The 23,826-nt window shown below is 58.6% G+C and carries 19 protein-coding genes; 12 read left to right on the forward strand and 7 right to left on the reverse strand.

Annotated features, from left to right (window positions below):
- Positions 1-71 precede the first annotated feature (71 nt).
- On the reverse strand, positions 72-1,136 hold the full coding sequence (locus DTJ15_RS00955) for a beta-eliminating lyase-related protein (RefSeq protein WP_249109215.1): 1,065 nt from the start codon (positions 1,134-1,136) through the stop codon (positions 72-74).
- Between the two features lie 140 nt (positions 1,137-1,276).
- Here DTJ15_RS00955 and folD point away from each other — a divergent pair, with 140 nt between their 5' ends.
- The 3 genes from folD (at position 1,277) to DTJ15_RS00970 (ending at position 5,146) form a co-directional block, all read left to right on the forward strand.
- Positions 1,277-2,188, forward strand: a complete 912-nt coding sequence (gene folD / locus DTJ15_RS00960; RefSeq protein ID WP_086431762.1) for a bifunctional methylenetetrahydrofolate dehydrogenase/methenyltetrahydrofolate cyclohydrolase FolD — start codon at positions 1,277-1,279, stop codon at positions 2,186-2,188.
- A gap of 256 nt (positions 2,189-2,444) precedes the next feature.
- Positions 2,445-3,560 carry an HlyD family secretion protein gene (locus DTJ15_RS00965; RefSeq protein ID WP_043562047.1) on the forward strand — a complete coding sequence of 372 codons (1,116 nt, stop codon included), beginning with the start codon at positions 2,445-2,447 and terminating at the stop codon, positions 3,558-3,560.
- An 8-nt stretch (positions 3,561-3,568) separates the two neighbouring features.
- On the forward strand, positions 3,569-5,146 hold the full coding sequence (locus DTJ15_RS00970; RefSeq protein ID WP_043562050.1) for a DHA2 family efflux MFS transporter permease subunit: 1,578 nt from the start codon (positions 3,569-3,571) through the stop codon (positions 5,144-5,146).
- Positions 5,147-5,175: 29 nt separating this feature from the next.
- On the opposite strand, the gene DTJ15_RS00975 is transcribed toward DTJ15_RS00970, so the two are convergent.
- On the reverse strand, positions 5,176-5,859 hold the full coding sequence (locus DTJ15_RS00975; protein ID WP_227449770.1) for a TetR/AcrR family transcriptional regulator: 684 nt from the start codon (positions 5,857-5,859) through the stop codon (positions 5,176-5,178).
- 83 nt (positions 5,860-5,942) lie between these two features.
- On the opposite strand from DTJ15_RS00975, the gene DTJ15_RS00980 reads away from it, so the two are divergent.
- Positions 5,943-7,631, forward strand: a complete 1,689-nt coding sequence (locus tag DTJ15_RS00980) for an efflux transporter outer membrane subunit (protein WP_249109217.1) — start codon at positions 5,943-5,945, stop codon at positions 7,629-7,631.
- Between the two features lie 353 nt (positions 7,632-7,984).
- Here DTJ15_RS00980 and DTJ15_RS00985 read toward each other — a convergent pair whose 3' ends face one another.
- Entirely contained in the window at positions 7,985-8,713 is a 729-nt protein-coding gene (locus tag DTJ15_RS00985) for a YfdX family protein (RefSeq protein ID WP_081563391.1), read from the reverse strand.
- A 144-nt stretch (positions 8,714-8,857) separates the two neighbouring features.
- A complete protein-coding gene (locus DTJ15_RS00990; protein ID WP_248630304.1) occupies positions 8,858-10,402 on the reverse strand; it encodes a carbohydrate porin in 1,545 nt (514 codons plus the stop codon).
- A gap of 212 nt (positions 10,403-10,614) precedes the next feature.
- On the opposite strand from DTJ15_RS00990, the gene DTJ15_RS00995 reads away from it, so the two are divergent.
- The 6 genes from DTJ15_RS00995 to DTJ15_RS01020 all read left to right on the forward strand — a co-directional run bounded on the left by DTJ15_RS00995 (position 10,615) and on the right by DTJ15_RS01020 (position 18,974).
- A complete protein-coding gene (locus DTJ15_RS00995; protein ID WP_043562053.1) occupies positions 10,615-11,973 on the forward strand; it encodes a cytosine permease in 1,359 nt (452 codons plus the stop codon).
- 283 nt (positions 11,974-12,256) lie between these two features.
- Entirely contained in the window at positions 12,257-13,120 is an 864-nt protein-coding gene (locus DTJ15_RS01000; RefSeq protein ID WP_081847784.1) for a transporter, read from the forward strand.
- Positions 13,121-13,196: 76 nt separating this feature from the next.
- Entirely contained in the window at positions 13,197-14,369 is a 1,173-nt protein-coding gene (gene nhaA, locus DTJ15_RS01005; RefSeq protein ID WP_081847779.1) for a Na+/H+ antiporter NhaA, read from the forward strand.
- Between the two features lie 80 nt (positions 14,370-14,449).
- Entirely contained in the window at positions 14,450-15,241 is a 792-nt protein-coding gene (locus tag DTJ15_RS01010; protein ID WP_086431766.1) for an epoxyqueuosine reductase QueH, read from the forward strand.
- A gap of 43 nt (positions 15,242-15,284) precedes the next feature.
- Positions 15,285-16,448, forward strand: a complete 1,164-nt coding sequence (locus tag DTJ15_RS01015; protein WP_249109219.1) for a glycerate kinase — start codon at positions 15,285-15,287, stop codon at positions 16,446-16,448.
- 81 nt (positions 16,449-16,529) lie between these two features.
- On the forward strand, positions 16,530-18,974 hold the full coding sequence (locus DTJ15_RS01020) for a DUF3772 domain-containing protein (RefSeq protein WP_249109221.1): 2,445 nt from the start codon (positions 16,530-16,532) through the stop codon (positions 18,972-18,974).
- Positions 18,975-19,033: 59 nt separating this feature from the next.
- Here DTJ15_RS01020 and DTJ15_RS01025 read toward each other — a convergent pair whose 3' ends face one another.
- A complete protein-coding gene (locus tag DTJ15_RS01025; protein ID WP_156878809.1) occupies positions 19,034-19,198 on the reverse strand; it encodes a hypothetical protein in 165 nt (54 codons plus the stop codon).
- Between the two features lie 213 nt (positions 19,199-19,411).
- Here DTJ15_RS01025 and DTJ15_RS01030 point away from each other — a divergent pair, with 213 nt between their 5' ends.
- A complete protein-coding gene (locus DTJ15_RS01030; protein WP_192848586.1) occupies positions 19,412-20,554 on the forward strand; it encodes an AI-2E family transporter in 1,143 nt (380 codons plus the stop codon).
- A 32-nt stretch (positions 20,555-20,586) separates the two neighbouring features.
- Here the strand turns inward: DTJ15_RS01030 and DTJ15_RS01035 are convergent, their stop codons facing one another.
- Positions 20,587-22,497, reverse strand: coding sequence for a PepSY domain-containing protein (locus tag DTJ15_RS01035; protein WP_249109223.1), 1,911 nt, complete (start codon positions 22,495-22,497; stop codon positions 20,587-20,589).
- Positions 22,497-22,796, reverse strand: coding sequence for a hypothetical protein (locus DTJ15_RS01040; RefSeq protein ID WP_249109224.1), 300 nt, complete (start codon positions 22,794-22,796; stop codon positions 22,497-22,499). Before DTJ15_RS01040 ends, DTJ15_RS01035 begins: the two co-directional genes overlap by 1 nt.
- 496 nt (positions 22,797-23,292) lie before the next feature.
- Here DTJ15_RS01040 and DTJ15_RS01045 point away from each other — a divergent pair, with 496 nt between their 5' ends.
- Positions 23,293-23,805 carry a GNAT family N-acetyltransferase gene (locus DTJ15_RS01045; protein ID WP_081562651.1) on the forward strand — a complete coding sequence of 171 codons (513 nt, stop codon included), beginning with the start codon at positions 23,293-23,295 and terminating at the stop codon, positions 23,803-23,805.
- Positions 23,806-23,826: the final 21 nt, after the last annotated feature.

The following is a 23,826-nucleotide window of genomic DNA, read 5'->3' on the forward strand; positions in this document are numbered from 1 at the left end:
GTGCCGTGATGGCCTGTCAGGGCGCTGCTGCTTCCGGGCTCCGGTTCATGGTCGTGCTGTCTGGCGGCCTGTCAGCTGATGAGACTTTCCAGCAGGGCATCCACATCTTCAGGGCGTGTGTAGAAGCTGGTGACAAACCGGACCAGCTGCCCCGGGACTCCTTGGGGAGTGGGGTAGGTGTAGAATGCGTAGCCCTCGGAGTGGAGCTGCTTTACCTGTGCTTCTGGCAGGACAGCAAAGATTTCGTTGCTCTCCGTGGCAAAGGGCAGGTTTACGGCAGGGTGTTTGTACAGCCCGTGGCGCAGACGCTGGCACATGGCATTGGCGTGGCGGCAGTTTCCCAGCCAGAGGCCGTCATGCAGCAGGGCCAGAAGCTGGGCTGAGAGAAACCGCTGTTTGGACCATAGATGCCCTCCCCGTTTGATGCGGCGGGTCATGGTGTCCACCATTGGGCGGGTCCGGTCATTGAGGAAGAAGACAATGGCTTCAGCGGCCATGGCTCCTGCCTTGGTGCCGCCAAAGCTCAGGACATCGATGCCCGCCTTCCAGGTGGTGTCGGCGGGGCTGCATTCCAGATGGGCAATGGCATTGCCCAGTCGGGCACCGTCCATGTGAACGGTCAGCCCGTGGTCATGGGCACTTTCCGACAGGGCGGCAATGGTCTCGCAGGAATAGGTCGTACCCCATTCCGTGGCCTGTGTCAGGGAGAGGGCCGTAAAAGGGGGGGCCAGAACACCCTTGCTGCGGTTCAGCTGGAGAGTGGGGGGCAGACTGGCCGGGTCCATCCGTCCCTCTGGAGAGGGAAGGCCGACCAGCTTGGCCCCCTGCATGAAAAATTCCGGCGCACCACCTTCCTCGGTGTTGATGTGGGCGCTCTGGTCGCAGAGGACACTGCCATAGGGTGGCACCATGGCCGAGAGGGCCAGTGAATTGGCCGCCGTCCCTGTCGTGACGGGGAAAACGGCAACTTCTGCCTGGAATACATCTCCGAAACGCTGGTTCAGGGCCAGGGAAAGATCGTCGTGACCGTAGGAAGGAACATTGCCGGTATTGGCTTCAGCGATGGCCTGCATGACAGCCGGGCAGGCAGGGGTCACATTATCGCTGGCAAAATTCTTGCGTAGATCGTCACGCACGGGGTGAGTTCCTTCGTCTTTGGCTGGAGAGGCTGTCCATTTCCGTTTTCCAGTCTCTAGCGGAAAGATCGGGTCTTGTCATGTCTTGTCCAATGGGCATAGAGAGGCGGGAATACGGGTTTGGCAGAGGGTTACTGAGCATGACGGCAGCATCCAGCGTACACGCAGATGGCGGGGCGGCACTGATTGATGGCAAGGCCATGGCCGCCAGCATGACGGCCGGGATCCGGGAGCAGGTTGAACATCTGGTCGAGCAGGGGCATGAGCTGCCCGGTCTGGCCGTTGTTCTGGTTGGCAATGACCCGGCCTCGGAGGTGTATGTCAAGAACAAGGCGATCCAGACACATCGGGCGGGGATGAAGTCTTTCATGCAGATGATGCCGGAAAGCACTTCGCAGGAGGAGCTTCTGGCCCTGATCGAGGAGCTGAATGCCAATCCCAAGGTGGACGGGATTCTCGTCCAGCTGCCGCTGCCACCGCAGATTGATGCTGCTGCCGTGACCAACGCCATCCATCCTGACAAGGACGTGGATGGTCTGGGTGAGGTCAATACGGGCCGTCTGGCGCTGGGAATGGAGAATGGCATCGTGCCCTGCACACCGCTGGGCTGTCTCAAGCTGTTGCAGTCCGTCCATGAGGACATGACCGGGATGCATGCGGTTGTCATCGGTGCCTCCAATCTGGTTGGCAAGCCGATGGCGCAGCTTCTTCTCCGGGCCAACTGTACGGTCACGGTGGCGCACATCCATACCCGCAATATCGAGGCATTGGCCCGGGAGGCGGACATTCTCGTCGTGGCTACCGGCAAGGCGGGGCTGGTGAAGGGAAGCTGGATCAAACCCGGTGCCACGGTCATTGATGTGGGCATCACCCGTGTGCAGACCCCGGAGGGCAAGAGCCGTCTCGTCGGGGATGTGGTGTTTGAGGAGGCAAGCCAGATTGCCGGGCATATCACGCCTGTTCCGGGTGGGGTCGGGCCGATGACCATTGCCTGCCTGCTGCACAATACCTTTCAGGCAGCGAGTCGTCGCAGGGCTTCTTCAGAGGGCTGAACAGGTTCTGCTGGCCTGGCTGCCGCATGGTCTTTTCGCCCTGCGCCAGGCAGCCATGGCTGGGCAGATGATGGCACTGTCGTGGCAATTGCCCAACAATTGCTTGATTGTTCCACATGGATGGGATATCGCCTGTTCATGCACAGAATGACCGACTGGTCATTTTTCTCCCACAGCATTGCTGGTCCCATCATGCCACGAGGTTTCTGGCCGGGCAGGACGGGGGACGGATGATTTTCATATTCCAGAGGTGACCATGGCACAGTCCGCTACACAGTCTGATACGCAGTCTGCCACACAGGGTGGACAGGAGCAGCAGGCGGGCAGGCCGTTCAGGGACCGTGGGGCACGGAAGCTCATTCTGGTCCTTATTCTGGTCATGGTCGTGCTGGGGATCGGGCTGTATCTCTTTTTCAACCGGAACAAGGTCGAGACGGATGATGCCTATGTGACAGGCCGCAAGATTTCCATTGCGGCGCATGTCAGCGGGTATGTTTCCCGCCTGCTGGTGGATGACAACCAGTTTGTGCACAAGGGTGATCTCCTCGTGCAGATTGATGGCCGGGACTATCTGGCACAACTGCATCGGGCGGAGGCTGCCGTAGCACAGGCCGAGGCGGACATGGTGTCCTACAACCTTTCTTACGCCGTGGCGCAGAAGAATTATCCCGGCCAGTTGATGGCTGCCCAGGGTGCCCTGAAAGAAGCCAAGGCCCGCCTCTTCCGGGCGCAGACGGATTATGTCCGGCAGCATCGTGTGGAACGTGCTGCTACGACCCAGCAGAATATCGACTATGCCCGTGCTGCGCTGGATGAGGCGACAGCCTCCGTCCTTCAGGCACAGGGGCAGCTGACACAGGCTGAGCCGGTGGATGCGAACATTGGCAATGCCTATGCCCATTACACACAGGCACAGGCCACGCTGAAATCAGCCCAGGCCGAGCTGGAGCTGGCCCGCCAGAATGTGGACTGGATGGACATCCGGGCCCCACGGGATGGCTGGGTGTCGCAGCGTACGGTGGAGCAGGGCAATTTCGTGCAGACAGGGCAGGAGATGTTCTCCATCGTGGCCAGGGATGTCTGGATCGTCGCCAATTACAAGGAGACCCAGCTTGCCCACATGCGGCCGGGCCAGAAGGCCGAGATTGAGGTGGATGCTTACCCCCAGCTGCATCTGAAGGGCCATGTGGACACCATACAGAAGGGGTCCGGTGAATCTTTCAGCGCTTTTCCGCCTGAGAATGCAACGGGGAACTTCGTGAAGACCGTGCAGCGCATTCCCGTGAAAATCCTGATCGACAGCGGGCTTGATGATGAACGGCCTCTTTCCCTGGGCATGTCGGTCGAGCCAACCGTCCATGTGGATGAGTGAGGCCGGCGATGGCTGACACATCGACAGAGGAGCATCACAACTGGAAGCCCAGGCACAACCCCTGGCTTGTGGCGGTTGTCGTGACGCTGGCAGCCTTCATGGAAGTGCTGGATACCACAATTGTCAACGTGGCTCTGCCGCATATCGCAGGTTCGCTGGGCAGCTCTTACGATGATGCCACATGGGCGCTGACCTCCTACCTCGTGGCCAATGGGATCGTGCTGACGATCTCGAGCTGGTTGGCGAAGCGGTTTGGAAGGAAACGGTATTTCCTCATCTGCGTGGCGATGTTCACCATGTCCTCCTTCCTCTGCGGTCTCTCCACCTCTCTGCCAATGCTGGTAATTTTCCGCCTGATGCAGGGTTTTTTTGGCGGTGGATTGCAGCCGGTGCAGCAGGCCATCATTCTGGACATTTTCCCGCCAGAGAAACGTGGCGCAGCCTTCGGTCTGACGGCCCTGGCCATCGTGGTGGGGCCGGTTCTGGGGCCGCTGGTAGGAGGATGGCTCACGGACACCTATTCATGGCGATGGATTTTTTACGTCAACGTGCCCTTCGGCATCATGACGGTCATGGCCGTGATTGCACTGGTGGAAGATCCGCCATGGGTGAAGGCCGTGAAGGAGAGGGTGGATGTTGTCGGCATCAGTCTGATCTCGCTGGGTCTTGGCTGCCTAGAGATCATGGCGGACCGTGGTGAGGATGACGACTGGTTCGGCTCGTCTTTCATTACGACCATGGCCATTATCGGGGGGCTGTGCACTCTTGGGGCCATCATCTGGCTGCTCAAGGCCAAGAATCCTCTTCTGCGGCTCAGCGTGCTGAAGGATCGCAATTTTGCCCTCGGAACATTCATGATCGGGGCTGTGGGTGTGCTGCTCTATGCGTCCGCCGTGATCGTGCCGCAGTTCGCCCAGCAGGTGCAGGGTTACACGGCCACCATTGCAGGGCAGCTCATGGCACCGGGTGGCATGGCTGTGATGGTGCTGATTCCCTTTGTGGGAATGCTGATGAAGCATGTGCAGGTCCGGTATCTCATCGGGCTGGGTTTCTTCTTCATGGCCCTGTCCTGCTTCTTCGCAGCCACGCTCTATTCCGATGTGGACTTCTGGTATCTGGTACTTTGCCGCATGAGACAGACAGCCCCACTGGCTTTTCTGTTCGTGCCCATTTCCACCATTGCCTATGCGACCTTGCCGAGAGAGCTGAATGGCGATGCTTCGGCCCTGTTCAGTATGGTAAGGAACTATTTCGGGTCACAGGCCATTTCGCTCTCTACAGCGGCGTTGACGGAAATGCGTCAGGTTCAGCAGACGGATGTGTCCTCACACGCCATTGCCTCACGGCCAGAGTTCCGAAACTATCTTTTCCATGTCCAGCAGCTGGCGGAAGCGCATGGTCTGGCCCCGCTGCGTGCGCATGCTTTTGCCGTTGCCCATATGTATCAGGAGTTTCTGCGGCAGGTGGCCATGCTGGCCTATAATCAGCTCTTCAATGTCCTGGGGATCATGGCTCTCTGTATCGTGCCGTTCTGCTTCCTCATGTCCCCGATGAAGGGCGGTGGCCAGGGGGGAGGTGGCCATTGAGAGCGGAGCAGCCCCGCCGGATGATTGTTTCAGGGAGCGTACATCCTGAGAAAACTTTCCGCCACCATGGTAGCCACGCCGTCTATGCTGTTCTGGCTGGTGTCCACGGGCAGGGAGAGGCGGCACCGGTGGATGATACGGGTCTGGCACATCGTGAGAAACTGCTCGGCAGCAAGGTCGATGTCAGAAATGACCAGTTGGCCGCCTGCATGTTTTTCTGCGAACCAGTCGGCAAGGCCGGTCAGTGTCCGGGAGACACCGTAATGCCAGAGCGTGTCTGCCAGATTGGGGAACTCGTTGGCCTCTGCCACGACGATGCGGTAGAGGCCTATGGCCTCCGGGTCGATCATCAGGGTGATGATGGTGGCTGCTGCCTGCCTGAGGGCCGTGCGCAGGTCAGGCTGAGGTGCCCGGGATACGGATTTCAGCGTGTTGAGGCGTGTGCGGCTGCGTTCTTCGAAAAAAGCCGTGAACAGATCAGCCTTGTTCTCGAAATGGTTGTAGAGCGACCCTTTGGAGACACCTGCCAGATGAGCGATCTGCGACATGGAGGTTCGCTCATAGCCCTGTTGGAGGAAAAGCTGTCCAGCACTCTGGAGGATCTGCTCGCATTTGCGGGAAGCCGCTTTGCTGTTGCGGGGCGGACAGGGGGCCGGGTGTTCGGTCTGGGTCATCGTTTTGTGGAAGGGTTGCTCCTGCGTATGGAGGGGCATGATAGGCTGCTGGGGCGGCATGGTCCATATGGGCGATCTGTTTCTGGCCCGTTTTATGTTGATAATTCTACAGGAGCTTCACAGTGAAAGACGCTCATTTGTTCCGTTCCGTCCGTAAGGGAGTGGGGAACCTGTCTTCACGCGGTTTCAGCTGGCAGCTTCTGTCTGGGGTGGCTCTGCTGGGGCTGGGGGGGTGCCTTATGGTCGGCCCTAAATATCATCAGCCGAAGGATTGGGCCCCGCCGCATTATGACCTGCATAATGGTAGCAACCAGCCGTCCGGCAAGGGGGCATCTGCCAAAGGAAATGGCCCTCATGGGGCCAATGCAGCGCCGGAGGACAGGACCAGTAAACAGGCCTCTCCCGCTTCTGTCGTGACAGAGCTGCCCATGGCGGATGCCTGGTGGAAGAGTTTTCACGACCCTGAGCTGACATCTCTGGAAGACCGTGTGGCCACGCAGAACCTGTCTTTCCTTCTGGCTACACAGAATCTGGCGCAGAGCCGGGCCCAGATGATCATTGCCGGGGCGGAGCGGTTCCCCAGTCTTTCAGCGTACGGAACCTATGTGCGCTCGCAGCACAGCTCCAAGCAGCTTCAGGAAATCTTCAAGCGTGTAGGCAAGGGGTTCCCAGACCTGCCAGCGCAGGAGGCCAATTTTCTTCAGGGCTCCCAAGAGGCCCAGGTCCCGCTGCTGAACCAGTGGCAGGACAAGATTGATGCAACCTATGAGATCGATCTCTGGGGGCGTGTGGCCTACCAGTATCAGGCGGCAAAATACCTGATGAAGATGAGCGAGGAGGAACGGCGCAGCATTCTCATTGCCCGTCAGGCCGACATGGCCCGTGATTATCTCCAGCTGCGGGGTGATCAGAAACGTCAGCGCATTCTGGCAGATAGCCATGCCACCGTGCAGAATCTGCTTTCGTTGGCGCAGAGCCGCTATAAGAGCGGGCTGGTTACGGAGCTGGATGTGGACAGCATGAAGGCCCGTCTTCATGGAATTGAGGCCCAGCAGGCCAATCTGGATGAGACAGTGGCGCGGGAGCAGAATGCCATAGCCCTGTTATTGGGCATGCCACCGCAAAGCCTGAATGAGGAGCTTGGACAGACGGCGGGTGTGCCGACTGTTCCCCCCTTCGTTCCGGCTGGTCTGCCATCGGAACTGGCCCATCGTCGCCCGGATATCCGGGAGGCGGAAGAGCATCTGCGGGAAACGGTAGCAGAAGTTGGTGAGGCCACAGCGGATTTCTATCCCAAGGTGACCGTGACGGCAGATTTCGGGTTCCAGACCCTGTCTTTCCGGGACCTTGGGTTCTGGAATGCCCGTGCCTGGAATGTCGGGCCCAGCATCTCTCTCCCCATTTTCCAGGGCGGGCGGCTTTATGGTCAGCTTCGTCTGAAAAAGGCAGCACAGCGTGCTGCAGCCGTGGAATATCGGCAGACGGTTCTTCAGGCCTGGAATGAGGTGGATAATGCCTTGCAGGCCTATCATGATGAGCAGATTCATCATGAAGGATTGGCAAAGACCGTGGATGACGAGAAGCGGGCTCTGTCTCTGGCAACCAGCCAGTATCGGGCTGGTCTGGCGACTTACCTGTCCGTTCTGGAAGCACAGGAGAAACTGCAGGAAGCCCAGCTTGATCTGGCTGCCAGTGACAGTGCGTTCGCAACGGATCTTGCCCGTCTCTACAATGCGTTGGGTGGGGGCTGGTCTGATACCCTGCCTGATAAGGAGCAGGTCAGCCAGGCAACGCAGCCAACGACACACTGAAAAAGGGCGGGGAAACAGCCATGCAGGCGGGGAGGTTGTGCTGGCCTGCCAGCAGTGGCTGTGCATGGTTTTTTCTTCATGATCCTGCGACTCCACGGTCTTGCTGATGAGACTCGCTGTCAAGGGGAGCCATCTCTTGCCCACAGAGTTTTCCACAGGTGCGAGGGCGCAGAAAATGGCCACCTTCACTGTATTGTGTGAGTGATTATCCACACCTCTTTTCGGGGGTGTGGACTACGTGGATACCTTGTTGTGGGGCAGGATCAGGGGGGATGAATACAAGAAAACCGGCATGAATACATGCCGGTTTTCTTTTGGGGCAATCCCGTCTCCAGCAGAAACAGGAGAAAGCCTTATTTGGTTTTCTGGGCTGCAGCAGTGGCTTCGGTCACGACATTTTCGGAGACGAAGACCAGCGTGTTCAGGGCATCGTTCAGGGCCACGTTGGCAGCCTGGGGATTGTGACCCTGTGCAAAGATCAGGGCACGGTTCACAAAACCCTGGAGCTGGTTCAGCGGAGCCAGAGCAATGATGAAGTCGATGTCCTGCCCGACGAGTTGAAGGGTCTGGGCGGCCTGATCGGTCTGTCCGGCCTTCAGCTGGGCATTAGCCGTTGCCACGGCACTCTTTTTGCTGGGTTCCAGCATGTCTGTTGCGATGACCTCACCCCCGACCGGGACCCAGTCCGTCGGACCGTTCTGGGGTGTGTGGCTGCTGGAGACAGGATGCTGGGGAGCGGGGTGCAGGTCGGCTTCGGCGGCTGTGAACTGTTCACGGGCCTTGGCGGCTGCCTGGAGGTGGGTCACGGCGGCGTTGAGAGCCGGCAGGGCCTGCTCGCTCTGCCCGGCTGCGAGAAACTGCTGGGCCTGCACGATGTTCGCCATGGCCTTCTGGCCGTGTTCGGAGAGATGATGGAAGGCGCGATGCTCTTTTTTGCGCACGCTTTTCACATGCTTGCTGGAGACGGCGGCAGGGGCATTGTTGCTGGCCGGTGCGGCATCATCGGCGAAAGCGGATGTGGTCAGGGCGCCCAGGCCGAAAAGGGAAAGGGCCAGGCCCTTGTGCAGTGTATTGAAGCGCATGGAAATATCCTTGTTCATAGGATGGAGGATGCCCTCCCATGCAGATGGTTGCAGCCCTCTGCGCAGGATGCAGGTCATCCCGATCACAGTGATAACAGCTTAAAAACAGCTCATGTGCAACTGTTATGATCGGGCTGAAAATTCTCAGAAAATCTCGATATGGCTTTTGAAGCCAAGCAGAGCCGCATCCCGGAGATTGCCCTGGCCATTGGGGCGGAAGAAATATTCCAGCAGTGGCTGAAAAATGACACCCCGATAGACATGGATGGCGTAGTTGACTTCAAACACGGCGGCATGACGCTGTACGCCAGTTGCATGGTCCGGGAGGCGGCTGAACTGCTGTGTGTCCAGCATCATGGTCTCGGTGGCCTGCACACCGGGGGCAATTTTCTCGTAGGTGAAGGAAAGACCAAACGTGTCAAAGGGGCGGGAGCGGAAAATTCCACGGTCTATGAGAGCCCCATAGGCTTCCCATTCCCGCAGGGCGATCCGTTTATCATTATAGAGGAACCCCCCCAGCAGCGTGATGCCCCGTTTGCTGCTGTGGTAATGGTTCAGGATATGCTGGTCGGCCATGAACCAGGCGCCGTAACCGTCATGCCGTGTGCGGGGTCTGCCATGGGTCAGGGCGTAGGGACGTCCCTGCTCATCAAGATAATTGTCGGGGCTGGGGGCGGTCATCATCACGCCGCCGATCTTGTAATGCCCGGGATGGTTTTTGCCGAAGAGGGGCTCCCATCCCATTTCAAAGGGGAGGCGGAACCCGTTGATGTTGCCGCCATTGAACTTGAAGCCGGTACGGTGCTGCTCGTTCTTGTAGATGCCGTTTTCTCCGGCATAGAGGCCGCTCTGTATATAAAGGAAGCGGGAGGGACGGACCCGGATGCGCCCAGCCCAGACAGCTGCAGGATAACCGCTGACAAAGCTGCTGTCCGTGGCGGCCTTGGGCCGTCCGCAGATGCTGCCATTCTGGAAGTTGCAGAAGAGGGGGCTGTTCTGGAAGTCCGACATTTCCGCCATGCGGCCGGCAGCGATGGCAAGGCGGCCATTGAACAGGTCTTCTTCACCATAGGCCATGACGAGATGGACAACCACATTGCCGCCACCGCCGTAATCTTCCGATGCATGGTTCAGCCAGTCACCAAACATGCGGTTGGCTGTTGTTCCATAGCGGCCGACAACAATGCTGTGTGTGGAAAAACCCCGCAGCCCGATGAGCTGTTCCCAGTTTATGTTGAGTGAGGCGGCATATTGCCCGGCATTGCTGGCGCCCTGTTTGTAGGGTGCGAAATGCTGGGAGTTGGGATAGTTTTTCTTGGGCGGCGTGATGGCCCCGGCAAATTCATTCGTGTTGTCGAGGAGGAGGGCAATGCCCCGTTTGCGCAGCCAGTCCGTCATGCCAAAGCCATGGGGAAAGAGGGCCTCTGGCCTGCCAAAGGGAGGAACCGAGGTCGTATAGCCGCCATGGGCAGGCAGGGGGGTATCAACCCGGAGCAGGGGTTCGTTACCGACGATTTCATCAAGTACCTGTGCCTGCGCACCGGGGGTGGCGAAGCAGAAGAGGGCGACTGGCAGCAGCCAGGACCAGTGCCTGGCCAGCTTTTTGAGAAAAACTGATGAATAACGGCGTAGTTCTTTTAGAGAAATGGGTACGTTCTGCCGTATGGGGCAAGAGAATATGGCAGGCATAATAGTCCCCATTTCTATAAAAAGAACCCTGACGGTACGAAATTGCCCCCAAGAAAGAGCGCATTGTTGCGGAATCTGTTAAAGAAGTTTGGGTAAAACTTCAAAGTCTATCTTCCGCCTCTGGATATTTTTCAGTCTGACCTGCTGTCTGGACGGGACTGCCATGAAGTAACCTCTTTTCACGCCTCTGGGAGTGTGGGAAAAGCGGGGCCATGAGTACCCATATGGAAACCCATACCATTCACCCCGTTCCTCAGGCGCATCGTCACGGGCGGGTAGCGGACCTGTTCTCGGTCTGGTTCAGTGCCAACATGACATTGCTGACGGTTGTTACCGGGGCTCTGGGGCCAGCCGTATTCGGGCTGTCGCTCATCTGGTCCGTTTTGGCGCTGGTGCTGGGTAATGTGGTGGGGGCTGTCTTCATGGCGCTCCATGCGGCACAGGGCCCGCGTCTGGGTGTGCCCCAGATGGTGCAGAGTCGGGGGCAGTTTGGCGTTTATGGGTCGGTGCCGATCATCCTGCTGGTCGTGCTCATGTATATCGGTTTTGCTGCTTCCAACTGTGTCGTGGGGGGAGAAGCCCTGGCGCATGTGCTGCCTGTCTTCCAGGGCAGCAGGGGGGTCTGGCTCATTGCGGTGCTGACACTTCTGCCCTGCATGATGGGGTACAGGGCCATCCATGTCTGTTCCCGTCTGGCCAGCTGGATTTCCATTGTGGCGGTCATTTATGCCATCGGTTGTGGGCTGGGCGGGTTTTCCCGCACATTGCTGGCAGACATGCACGGCACGGTAGCCGGATTCTTCGGAGCCTTTTCCGTTTCGGCTCTCTGGCAGATCGCCTATGCCCCTTATGTTTCTGATTCTTCCCGGTATCTGCCGGATGAGGCCGGGTCCGGCCGGCAGGCCTTCTGGGCGACCTATGGGGGAACTGTCATCGGGGCTGTTCTGCCCATGGTGCTGGGGAGCCTGCTGTCACTGAGCTATCCGTCCCTGCCGTTGGCTGGAGCGCTCTCCCTGACGGGCGGCCATATGGGCAATATCGTTCTTCTGGTGCTGGCACTGGCCATTCCGCTGGCCAATGCCATGAGTGTCTATTGTGGAGCGTTGTGCAGCCTTACTCTGGTGCAGACCTTTTGGCCGTCGTGGCGTGCCGGCCTGTGGGGGCGGCTGGTCATGACGGTTCTTCTGCTGGGGGCGGCCCTGGTCATGAGCCTTGGCATGGTTGGTGACTTCCTGAAGGCATACACGTCGTTTCTGGATGTACTGATGGCAGTGCTCGTGCCGTGGACGGCAATCAATCTGTGCGATTATTACCTGCTGCGCCATGGCGAGTATGATGTCATGGCCTTTTTCAGGGCGGATGGTGGACCGTATGGGCGGTTCAATCTGCCGGTCGTGTTGATTTATCTCCTGGGTGTGCTGGTTGAACTGCCTTTCATGAAGACCGGCCCGTATACAGGGCCGCTTGTGGAAGCCCTGCATGGAGTGGATATTTCATGGATTGTCAGTCTGCTGGTGACGGCCGTCGTGTATTACCTCTGGGTGAGACGATGTGACGGGGTGAGAGCCTGAGCTTTATCTGGTCGTATGAGGGGTTTCATTGGGGTCTGATGTAAGCTGTACTGACAGGGTACTATTATATTTGTAATTGATCTGACTTGTTAAAAGAGAACCGATCCTTCTATACAGGCAGAAGCCGTTTTAGACTGGCCATCCCTGTGGGGGTGGCAGGGGACGTGATGCAGCTCTTTTGTTGACGGCCGGGCCCTGCGTCATGTCTGCTCTGTGGGGAAGGCTCTGCATGCTGTGGCTGAGGAGGGTGAGATCACCGGGTGGGCTGCTGGTGCTGGGTGGTATGGTCGTGTTCTGGCTGCTGTCGTCTGCTTCGGCAGAAGCATCGGACATCACGTTTGCCGTCATTGGTCCGCATGAATATGACCTGCCAGTGGATTTCAAGCCTTTCAATGTATTCGTCCAGTATGGTGACGGGAATGCAGCAGGAAATTATTATGATGGGCAGGGGGCCAGAAAGCCGGAACGGGGCAGTCATACATGGTCTGGCCTGAGCAAATACGTCCATTTCTGGACGTTTGATTCCATTCCTCATGTCGGTTTTGCCTATGAAGTCATCCAGACGGAGAGTTACCGTCTGGCGGATGGCACAAATTATGGTGGATTGGGGCCGACCATCACAGGGCCTGCGGTGTGGTTCAAACCGAATGGACACAGCACGTTCGGTATCCAGACCTTCATGCAGACACCCAGCGCCACCCGGAAAGTCCTGAACCCGCAATACTGGTCCAATCTTTCAAGCTTCATGTTTGATTATGAGTGGAAACATTTCAGTTTCGGTGGAGACCTCGGGGCTGTGGTGGCTTCGACCATGCATGTCAGAGGGGAACATTCCTATCATCCGGGGACGGCCTTTCACAGCAATCTGCGTTTCAGTTGGAAAGCCAGCCGCAGGTGGGAGCCATTTTTCTCCATGGACTGGCAGAACAATGCCGGCTGGCATGACAACACGCTGGGGCGTTCCGTGGCGGACAGCAGCAGCCGGGAGGTTACGCTGGGCGTGGGATTGATGTGGAACATCAATCCCCGGCTTAACATCACGACCCGCTATGCCCATTCGGTGGACGGACGTTATGTACCGGAGACCAACGCTTATTATTTCAAGCTGGTTTATCTGTTTGAGGGGGCCCTGTTCTCACATTACTGACCGTCTTGCAGGTGGTAGAGATTTTTTCCCCGGAGCGCTGTAAGAGGGGAGCGGTCTCGACAGCCATAAAAGGACGATGATGACGGCAACATGCAGACATCGGTTTCTGACGCCGGAAACGGGCGGCCCCTGCCTTCTGCTGGTTATGGCGCTGGCAGGTTTCATCCTGGCCAATTCACCATGGCGGTCTTTTTATGCGCTGCTGGCCAAGCCTCTGGGACCTGTCCCGTTGGGGGATGGCCTGTCACCCTTCTGCCTGCCCAGCGTTGCAGAGCTGGTCACCATTGGGCCGATGACGCTGTTTTTCCTCACCATTTCGCTTGAGCTGAAAAAGGAACTGACAGCCGGACATCTTGCAGAATTTCGCCAATGTCTTCTGCCCTGTCTTTCTGCTCTGGGAGGTGTGGTTGTTCCAGCAGGGCTGTATGCGCTGATCGCTGCACCTGACCCTGCCCTGCGGTCAGGCTGGGCCATTCCCGTTGCAACGGATGCAGCTTTTACGCTGCCTGTACTGTTGGCGCTGGGGCGGCGTGTTTCGGAAGGAGGGCGGGTCTGGCTGATGGCACTGGCCATTTTTGATGATGTGCTGGGCATTTTCATCATCGCCCTCTTTTATGGTGGAACACCGCATGCCATGCCGCTTTTCGGTACGGTCATCCTTGTGGGCATGATGGCCTGTGCCGGCTGGCGGGGTGTCCGTTGCCTGTGGTTTTATGGCATTGGCGGGGGGCTTCTGTGGATTTGCCTGAAGGAAGCGGGGCTGCATCCCACATTGGCGGGTGTCGTGGTGGGGCTCTGCCTGCCGACCGCCCGGCATGATGGCCCGTCTCCTCTGGAGCGTGTGGAGCATGGTCTGGCGCCGTGGGTCACATGGGGGGTGTTGCCGCTGTTCGGTTTTGTCATGGTGGGTGTGCCGTTGGCTGATACGTCTCTCACGAGCCTTGATCTGCGTCTGATCGTGGCTGTTGTGGTGGGGCTGGTATTGGGCAAGACGGCCGGAATTTTCGGCATGACGTGGCTTGCCATACGGTGCCGCCTGGCTTCTCTTCCGGCCCGGACATCATGGCCGATGCTTTTTGGTCTGTGCCTGCTCTGTGGGTTGGGTTTTACCGTCAGTCTTTTCATGGCTTCGCTGGCCTTTCCTGCTTCGGGCCTGCTCATATCCAGCAAGATCGGTATTTTTCTCGGCTCTTTCATGGCCGTGGCCAGTGGCTGGTTCTGGTTGAGATGCGTGGTGAAAGAGACGTGAAGCTCTATCTACTCGACAGTTCTGCCGTGCCTCTGTATGGGGGCGGGCGTGTGCTGATGATCGGATAGAGGAACTCACTGATGAGCCATGAGCGGACAGACCGGCCGGATGCCCTTCATGACCCGGCCTGTGATGGAACGACACATGCCGGAGTGGCCAGCCCGACCGGTAGGGAACGTGGCTATGCAGCCCGGAAAAAGCGCCGTGTGTCTGCTCCGCTGACACCGTCCGGCAGGCCGGTTCTGGAGCCTCCGGGTGGGCAGAAAAAGGTGCTGCTTCACTCCTGCTGTGCCCCCTGCTCTGGTGAGGTGATGGAGGCGATGACGGAATCAGGCATCGACTACACCATCTTCTTCTATAATCCGAACATCCATCCAGAGCGGGAATATCTTCTGCGCAAGGAAGAGAATGTCCGGTTTGCCGAGGCACACAACATCCCGTTCGTTGATGCCGATTATGACAGGGACAACTGGTTTGAGCGGGCCAAGGGCATGGAATGGGAGCCGGAGCGTGGCATACGCTGCACGATGTGCTTCGACATGCGTTTTGAGCGCACGGCCCTGTATGCGCATGAGCACGGGTTTCCTGTCATGACGAGTTCTCTGGGCATTTCACGCTGGAAGAACATGGCCCAGATCAATGATTGTGGTGCCCGGGCCGTGGCGCCCTATGATGGGTTGTCCTACTGGGACTTCAACTGGCGCAAGGGGGGAGGCTCTGCCCGCATGATCGAGATCAGCAAGCGGGAGAGATTCTACAAACAGGAATATTGTGGCTGTGCCTATTCCTTGCGGGATACGAACAATTTCCGGCGTTCAAAAGGGCGGCCCGCCATCGTGCTGGGAGAGGAATTCTACGGCGAAGAAGACTAGACCTTTTCCTGCCCGGGGAGCACCCTGAAGGCAGGAGGGACGTATGAAAATTGCCATTGTCTGTGATTCCTTCAAGGAAAGTCTGGCCCCACTTGAGGTGGCTGAGGAGATAAAAGCAGGTTTCTCCCGCGTGTTTCCTGAAGCATCGTATATCTGTCTGCCTATGGCAGATGGTGGAGAGGGAACAGTGGAAGCCCTCGTGCAGGGTACGGATGGTAAACTGGTGCATTGTTCCGTCACGGGGCCGCTGGGGATGCCGGTTCCTGCTTTTTTCGGCATCAGCGGTGATGGGCAGACGGCGATCATCGAGATGGCAGCAGCGGCGGGCCTTCCCCTGCTCCAGCCAGAAGAGCGTGATCCCTTGCGGACGACCACTTATGGAGTTGGGCAGCTCGTTCTTGCCGCTCTGGAACATGGGTGCCGACATGTCATTCTCGGCCTGGGGGGCAGTGCTACCAATGATGGAGGGGCCGGGTTTGCGCAGGCTCTCGGGGCCCGCCTGCTCGATCAGCAGGGGCAGGAGCTGCCGCCTGGTGGTGGGGCTCTGGCCAGGCTGGCGGATGTGGACCTTTCCGGTCTGGACAGACGCCTGTCTGACATCACGCTGGAAGGGGCCTGCGATGTGACCAGCCCTCTGACAGGGCCGCGGGGGGCCTCGCATGTTTTTGGTCCCCAAAAAGGGGCTGGACGAGAGGATGTGATTCTTCTGGATGATGCCTTGGCGCATTATGCCCGTATCCTGGCCCTTCGGTGTGGGAAGGATGTGGCGGCTGTGCCTGGGGCCGGTGCTGCGGGGGGATTGGGCGCTGGGCTTCTGGCTTTTACGAAGGCACGGCTGCGGCCAGGTGTGGAGATTGTTGCAGACCAGCTTCAGCTGGCTGCCCGTTTCAGGGATGTGGACCTTGTCATCACCGGGGAGGGCCGGATGGATGGCCAGAGTGCCCAGGGCAAGGCTCCCATGGGGGTTGCTCAGGTTGCCAGAGCCCAGGGGCGGCCTGTCATTGCCATTGTCGGTTCTACGGGAGAGGGTGTGGACAGGATGCATCAGGTGGGCATTGATGCTTTCTTTGATACGGTTCCCCGTCCCGAGGCGTTGCCGGTCGTGCTGGCGCAGGCCCGTGAGAATGTCCGTCGTACAGCAGAGAATGTCGCCGCTGCGATACGGACAGGGATGGAGATGGGACGGAACCTGTCGGGATCATCTTGAACGGTAACATAACTCTACCATATTTCTGTGTTCGTCTACCCAGCAGGTCATGAATCAAGACATTGGAAACAAGCAGGTTTTATGAAGCGTTATTCTGTTCGTCAGATCATGGTGAGCATGGGGGCAGGCCTTGGGCTGGTTGCCATGCTGGCGGCTCCTGCGCAGGGCATGGCCGCCAGTGCTGCTGACAAGGTGGATTCCGGGTCAGCCCCGGCGCACGCTGCGCCCGTCGGGACAGTTCCCCTGCCTCTGGGGCAGCCGGAAGGTGATTTTGGCTGGGCCGGTGTGTCGGGGGCATTGCGGACCCAGCTGGACCAGGACCAGACGACCTTGCGGACGGTTGGTGCCGCTCTGGGGGGACTGAAGGGGCTGCCCGTCGGGCGGTTGCTGGATTCCTACACGCAACAGGTGGCGAAGGTCCGCCAGCATGTGACGGACGGGATGGCGCAGATCCAGGCTTATGAGGGCTCCATCAATTCCCTGCTGAAGGTTCTTGGCGACAAGGCCGAGGATGGGGAGGATGCTTCCATCACCCGGCAGCGTGTCACGGCCCGCAAAACCTCCATGGGGATTACGGCTCTTCTGGTGCGGATGCGTGTCTGTGATCTTCAGACCCGCCAGCTGGAAGGTCAGCTGGACGACCTGCGCCGCAAGGTCCAGCAGGGAGCGCTGGTACGGCATGTCGATTCTCCTCTGGGGGTCGGTTTCTGGCGGCGGGCCCTGTCGGATGGTTATGCGACATTCCGGGATATGGGGCAGGATGAGCCGAGGGCACTGGTTGGTGTTCTGGGTATTGGCTGCCTGGTCATGCTGTTTGGCTTCGTGCTGAGGCAGCTGGCGACCCGTGTTCTTGCTTCAGCCCGGGGGCAGGCGAGCTGGGGGGGCGTGATCCGCAGCCAGCGTGCCCTGGGGAGCGTGTTGGCCGGTGTCTTGTGTGGTCTGCTGGCGGAAATCCTCTGGCAGGGCTGGCAGCTTGTGGGTTTCGACAGTGATGGCGTGCCCGCCATGCAGGGCGCGTATCTGACACAGGCACTGCCGGTGTGTGGTTTCATCATCGGGGCCGGGGTGTCCCTCAAGCGCTGGCTTCTGGGCAGGACGTGCCTGCCGTGCAGTCTGCTTCTCGGTGGAGGAATCCTGTTCTACGGAGCGTTGCGGACGGCCGAAGTCAGCCGCGATGTCGGCCCCGGGCTGGATGCCGTGCTGGAAGGAGCATTTGCGCTTTCCACATCCATCCTGCTGTATCTGACGTGCCGCTCCAGCAAACGTGACCAGAAAAATGGGACGGCTCTGGGTGATGTGGAGGCAGGCAGTACGGGGCAGGATATTGGTGCCGTACTGATCCAGCATATTCCCCTGCATGGTGTTTCTGCCCTGCTCATGGGGGTGACGGCCGTTGCCGTTCTGAGTGGTTATATCTCCTTTGCTTTCCTGCTGAATGACTGGGTGCTGACGCTGCTTTATGCCTTTGGGGCCGTCATGCTGCTCATGCAGGCGTGGCGGGACTTTTCACAGTTCCTCTTTTCGGCACAGAGCCGTCTTGGGCGGCTGTGGACCGAGCTGGAGCTGAGTGCCCGCCGTCTTGCGCAGATGGAGGTCATCACCACGGCGCTGGTTGGTCTCAGCCTTGTCATGGTATTCATTGCCCTGTTGCAGGGCAGAAATGGTGTTTCCTTCATCGGGACATGGCGGCAGCTGGAGCATGTCTTTGGTGGGGGTATCCTGTTTGGTGTGCCCGTCTCGCCAAGGACGATAGTGGGGGCGGCCCTGCTGCTGGTGGGCGTTTATTACGCCATACGGTTTTTGCAACAGTGGCTGCAGACACGTCTGTTCCCGGTCACGTCCCTGGATAATGGGGCACGGACATCCATCATCAGCATTCTGACTTATACATTGTGGATCGCTGCGGGGCTCAAGCTGTTGGCCATGATCGGCATTTCCGTACAGAATCTGACATGGGTTGTCAGTGCGCTGTCAGTGGGTGTGGGTTTTGGTCTCCAGTCCATCGTCAAAGACTTCATTTCTGGTCTGATCCTGCTGGCGGAACGTCCGGCCCAGGCTGGGGACAAGATCACCATCAGTGGCAATACGGGGGTGATTCAGCGTGTGAATGTGCGGGCAACGGATATCCGGCTGAGTGATGGAACGACACTCATTGTTCCCAACTCCCAGTTTATCACGGCGAATGTGCAGAATTACAGTGCGGGTCATAATCCGCTGAAGATGAGCCTTGTTTTCGCTGTACCGACCAATGTGAGTGTGGACAAGGTGAAGGCGCTTTTCATGCTTGTCGTGGCGGATCAGCCGGATGTTCTGAAGGACCCGGCCCCGCAGAGCTGGCTGGGTGACAAGGTGGGGGATACGGTTTCTGCGACGTTGGCGATCTATGTTGCACGGGGCACGAACAGTGATGCCGTGAGAACGGCTGTTATCTCCGGGGTGCTGGCACGTTTCAGCCAGGAAGGTATCAGCCTCATGGTGCCGCAGGTTTCTATGACGCTGCCATCTGATGATGGGTCCCAGACATGAAAAAAAAGCCAGGGTGACTGTCACCCTGGCTTTCCATGCCACTGTCGTGCGGGGAGGTTTTACTTACCGTCGACGGAACGGGCAATTTCAGCCACGAGCTTGAGAAGGTAGGCACGGTCGATCTTGGTGTTCGGACCTTCGATGCGGACTACATCCTGCACCAGAGCGAAGATGAGGTCTTCGCGGGTCATGCTGCGGGCGATATTGTTTTCTTTCTGAGACATGCAGGTAAATCCTCTCATGTGGTGAATTGGCAACGCCGGGTAGACGGTACCGTGCCGGTATCCGTCCCAGCAATCTTTTAGCAGTTTTCATTGAGATAGGTCACGAGGTGTGGATGAAAAGATTGTAACCATAGTCATGGTACCGGTCTTCCATCTTTCCCGGGATTCTATTTTATTGGGGCCATACAGGCACCTTTTTGCTCAGGATAGGTCATGATAACGCGTTTCAGGAATTTCTTTGCTTCAGCCGAGGCTACGACCCGGGCTGCGGTCAGCCCGGTCCGGCCAGTACTGACCGCTCTGGCCGTGGGGCTTCTGCTTCTGGCCGCGGTATGGATCATCCATCCTTTCCTGCCCCCCATTCTCTGGGGGGCGACGATTTCTGTCACGCTCTGGCCGCTGGTTCAGCGGTTGCAGACCATATGCTTTGGCAGCCGGTCAGCGGCGGTCTTTTTTACCGTCCTGGCCGCCATGATCATCTTCTTCCTGCCTGCCGTGCTGGTGATCGTCATTTTTGCACGGCATGTTGATGCCGTGTCCCATTTCATTGGGATCCTGCCGACAATACAGCTGCCAGCAGCGCCCGCCTGGGTGGGGCGTATCCCTTACGTTGGGGGCAATATCATTCCGTTCTGGGATCATCTGCGGGAAAACAGCCTGCCGGAGCTGCTGAAACAGGTCATCCCGTCGCCAGAGAAGATCCTGCATGTCCTTCTGGCATCAGCGGGCAGCTTTGGGTCTCTTTTGCTGGAATTCGCTCTGACATTGATCGTCATGGTGCTGCTGCTGGGCCGGGCGGAGGGCATCATCATGCTTCTGGACCGGATTGGTGGTCAGCTTGGCGGCAGAAAGGGACGTGCCCTGCTGAAGCAGGCCGAGATCACGACACGAGGTGTTGCTCTGGGTGTCACGCTGACAGCCATTCTTGAATCACTGTTCGGCTGGGTTGGCCTGATGGCCGCTGGTATGCCGATGGGCAGTGTCGTGGCGGCGGTCATGTTCATTTCCTGTGTTCTACAGTTCGGTGGGGCATGGGTGATGATTCTCAGCACCGTCTGGCTTTATTTTACGGCACCGTTGATGCACGCCATCATCATGCTGCTGTTTGCGCTTGTGGTGATTGCAGGAGACAATTTCCTTCAGCCGCTCATCATTCGCCGGTATGTGCGGATTTCTGTCATCGTTATCATGGTGGGCGCTTTTGGTGGGTTGTCCACACTTGGTTTTGCTGGTGTCTTCATCGGTCCAACCCTGCTTTATCTGACGGAGACGATGATTCGGGACTGGGCGGGCCTGCCTGCTGACGATGAAAAGGCGGGTCAGGCTGATGCTTCAGCCGATGCCTCCGAGAGCTGAGCGTGTATCAGGCCGGCTTCCGCTGGGGGGTATCACCTGCCAGTGGGAGCGACCTGTTTCCAACGGTAGAGCGTGAGAAGACTCCCAGCCCAGAGGGCCAGACTGGCAAAGCTGAAGGCGATGGTCAGTTCTGCCGCAAGAGGGGTCTGCACGGCTGTATGACGCATAAGCACGATTGTGACGGCTCCTGAAAGACAGAAGGCCGCAAGGGCCAGAATGATCCCGCGGCATAAGGCTCTGGGCAGCAGACAGTAGCTGACCAGTGTCAAGGCAATCAGCCCATGGTAGGCTAGGCTGGCTTGCTGGTATGAGTGTTCCATGTCTGGCGTTGAGACGCTGGACAGATGGGGGATCGGTGTCAGATGGGTCATGAGGGGGCTGATGGCGATGATGCCGCACAGCCCCAGCAGGCAGCCCAGCAGTGTCCCTTCGCTCAGACGGCCCAGCCAGAGGGTGGCGGGTGTTTCCACACAGGACGTCTGTCCCGGTTTCCTGCGGCGGTGGGTATTGAGCCAGAGCTGGTTGGCAGCATGGAAAAAACCGACGCCGCACAGACCCAGTGCCACATAGAGCCAGCGGACAAATTCGCCGCCAAAACTCCCGAAATGCAAGGCGAGGCACCATGTCAGGATATGGCGGGTGGGTGTTTGCTGGCCGGGTAGATTCTGGCTGTCGATCAGGTGGCCTGTTTCGGGGGTCAGCAGGACAGCGCCACGATCCCGGCCAATGAGCGGGTTCTGGAGGTCTGTTCCTTCTGCCAGCAGATAAGACTGTCCTGCCGGAGGCAGGCTCCGCTCCCCATTGGCATTGTAAAGCGGGGCATGGAGGGCAAGGCGCTCGGCCTGACTGTCCGTGCCGTGAGGGGGCAGGACATAATCCAGTGTGAGGGGATGAAAATCTGGTGCCAGTTCATGCAGGAAGGACAGGGCTTTTTCGGGGGGAAGAAGCGATGATGCTGATGGTACCTTTCTGGCAGTTGCCTGCTGGATGCCGTCATGCCCCGAGGAGACAGGGTACAGTAGCGGCGAGAAGGCAAAAAGTGCCGTTGTCAGGGCGATGATGAGGTGGAAGGGAAGGGAGCAGAGGCCGAGAAGACTGTGGAGGTCGAGCCAGAGGCGGCGGCTGTGGCCCTGCAGGCGGACGCTCATGAGGTGGCGCCATATGCCGGGCAGAAGAAGAATGACACCGGAGAGCAGTGCCAGGCCGTAAAGGAGGCAGACGGTACCGACAAGAGGCATGGCCCAGTTTTCAGGCAGTGGCAGGCCCAGACGGCGGTGCAGCCCTCCGATGAACGTGGGAACAGGGGACAGGGTCAGCTGGTGAAGGGAGGGAGTCTGAGAGGCAGGCAGGCTGATGAGAATATGGGATGCTGGCAGGCCGAGGGGCAACTCTGGCCCTGTCGGGATGCTGAGGGTGGCCGTATCTGATGTTTTGAGGCCGACCCTGTAATGGAGGCCGGGGAAGATGGAGGGTAGGTCTTCTGTCCGGGATGTGAGAATCTGGTCAAGCGTCGCGGGGATGTCTGCCAGTGGAAGGGCTCCATGGTCCGGCAGGGGCGGCTGGCTCCATTGTTGGAGAGGGGCGGCAAACAGGGTCATGGTTCCGGCCAGAAAGCTCATGGAAAGCAGAGTGCCGGTTGTAATGCCGATCCAGCCATGCAGGGCGCGGTACCGGATGGCCAGATGCTGGAGCTTTTGCCACGGGCCGAGGCCGATACACAGGGTCAGCCCCGTAATCCCGGCCAGACAGGCGCCCGTCATCAGCAGGCAGAAGCCTGTCATGCCATAAGGGCGGAAACAGGGGAGGGTTATGTCTGCCCAACAGGCCGCCATGATGAAAAGAGCTGCCAGCAGGCCACCGATGCCCAATCGCAGCCACAATACGGCAGAAGGATGGGGCTGTGGGGGAACCGGCCGCCTGTCCCTGCCTCGTGATTCCTCCATCAGGACGTATGGGACTGGGTGGAAATGAGAATGGCCCAGAGGATGGGCATGATGCACAGCAGTACCATGCCAAGCCCACCAAGGCAGAAAAAGGCGGCCATGGCACCGAAGACATGAGCCCATAGCAGCCATGCCAGCCCGCTGGACAGGGCAAGGCCGACCACACCGGCAGTACGGCCCAGCTTCTCGGGTCTGGGCGTATTGCCGGGGAGCTGCATCCACAGGAGCACGGCCCACACGGCCCCGGCCAGAAGGCCGCCCCAGAAGAAAACGGGCTCAGACGCAGTCTCCAGTCTCATGCTCCCTCCGGCTTCCCCGCATTCCGCCTGCTACAGGAAGGCTGGCAGGTGGATCATGCTCTGTAATGGGCCGGATTTTATGGGGAAGAGGGAAGAGACGTCAAACCTGTATAATTTATACAGGATATAAGGAGTCCTGATGTCAGGCTTCCATGCCGCACTGCCGCCGCTTCTTACTGCCGCCGGAAGGGGAGGCGTTTGCGCAGGCCGCTGAGTGGTCCTGCTGCCGCAAAACCAACGAGCAGGGAAGCTGTGACGGTCAACTGAAAAAGAAAGTGATAGGAGGACGACATGATTCTGTTCTCCAAGGCGGGGGTGACGGATGTCATCTTCAGGCATCAGTAATTAATTTTACGTAATAAAGGAATGGTTTTTTGGAGGATTCTGCAAAAAATATGAAAGGGTGCTGTTTTTGCTGCCTGTTCTGTGGAACGTACTGCTATGGGCAGGCCCTCTGGCAGGTAGCGGAGCGGGCCTGGAAGAAGAGGAAGCAGGGATGAAGATTCGGCCAGCTGAAGACAGGGACATTGCCGCCATTACCGGGATATACAACCATGCTGTCAGTACGACGACAGCCATATGGAATGACAGGGTGGTGGACAGTGCCAATCGTGCCGCCTGGCTGAAAGCCCACGATGAGGCAGGCCTTCCCGTGCTGGTGGCCGTTGATGACGGGGGTGGAGTGGCTGGTTATGCCACGTTCGGGCCATGGCGTGCCTGGGATGGCTACCGTCATACCGTGGAACATTCCGTCTATGTTCACAAGGACAGGCAGAGGGCCGGGATCGGGAGGGCTCTGATGGTGGCTCTTCTGGAAGAGGCCCGCCAGCGGGGATATCATGCCATGGTTGCCGGGATTGAATCGGGCAATGTCGGCTCCATCCGACTGCATGAACAGCTGGGTTTTGCTGTGGTTGGGCAGTGTCGGCAGGTCGGCTGCAAGTTCGGGCGCTGGCTGGATTTGACCTTCATGCAGATTCTTCTTGATGATCGCTCCAGCCCGGGCTGAAAGTCCTTCTCTGTCGGAATC

Origin of the sequence: Parasaccharibacter sp. TMW 2.1891 (assembly GCF_023337675.1) — a bacterium.
In the GTDB taxonomy this organism is placed as follows: Bacteria; Pseudomonadota; Alphaproteobacteria; order Acetobacterales; family Acetobacteraceae; genus Bombella; species Bombella apis.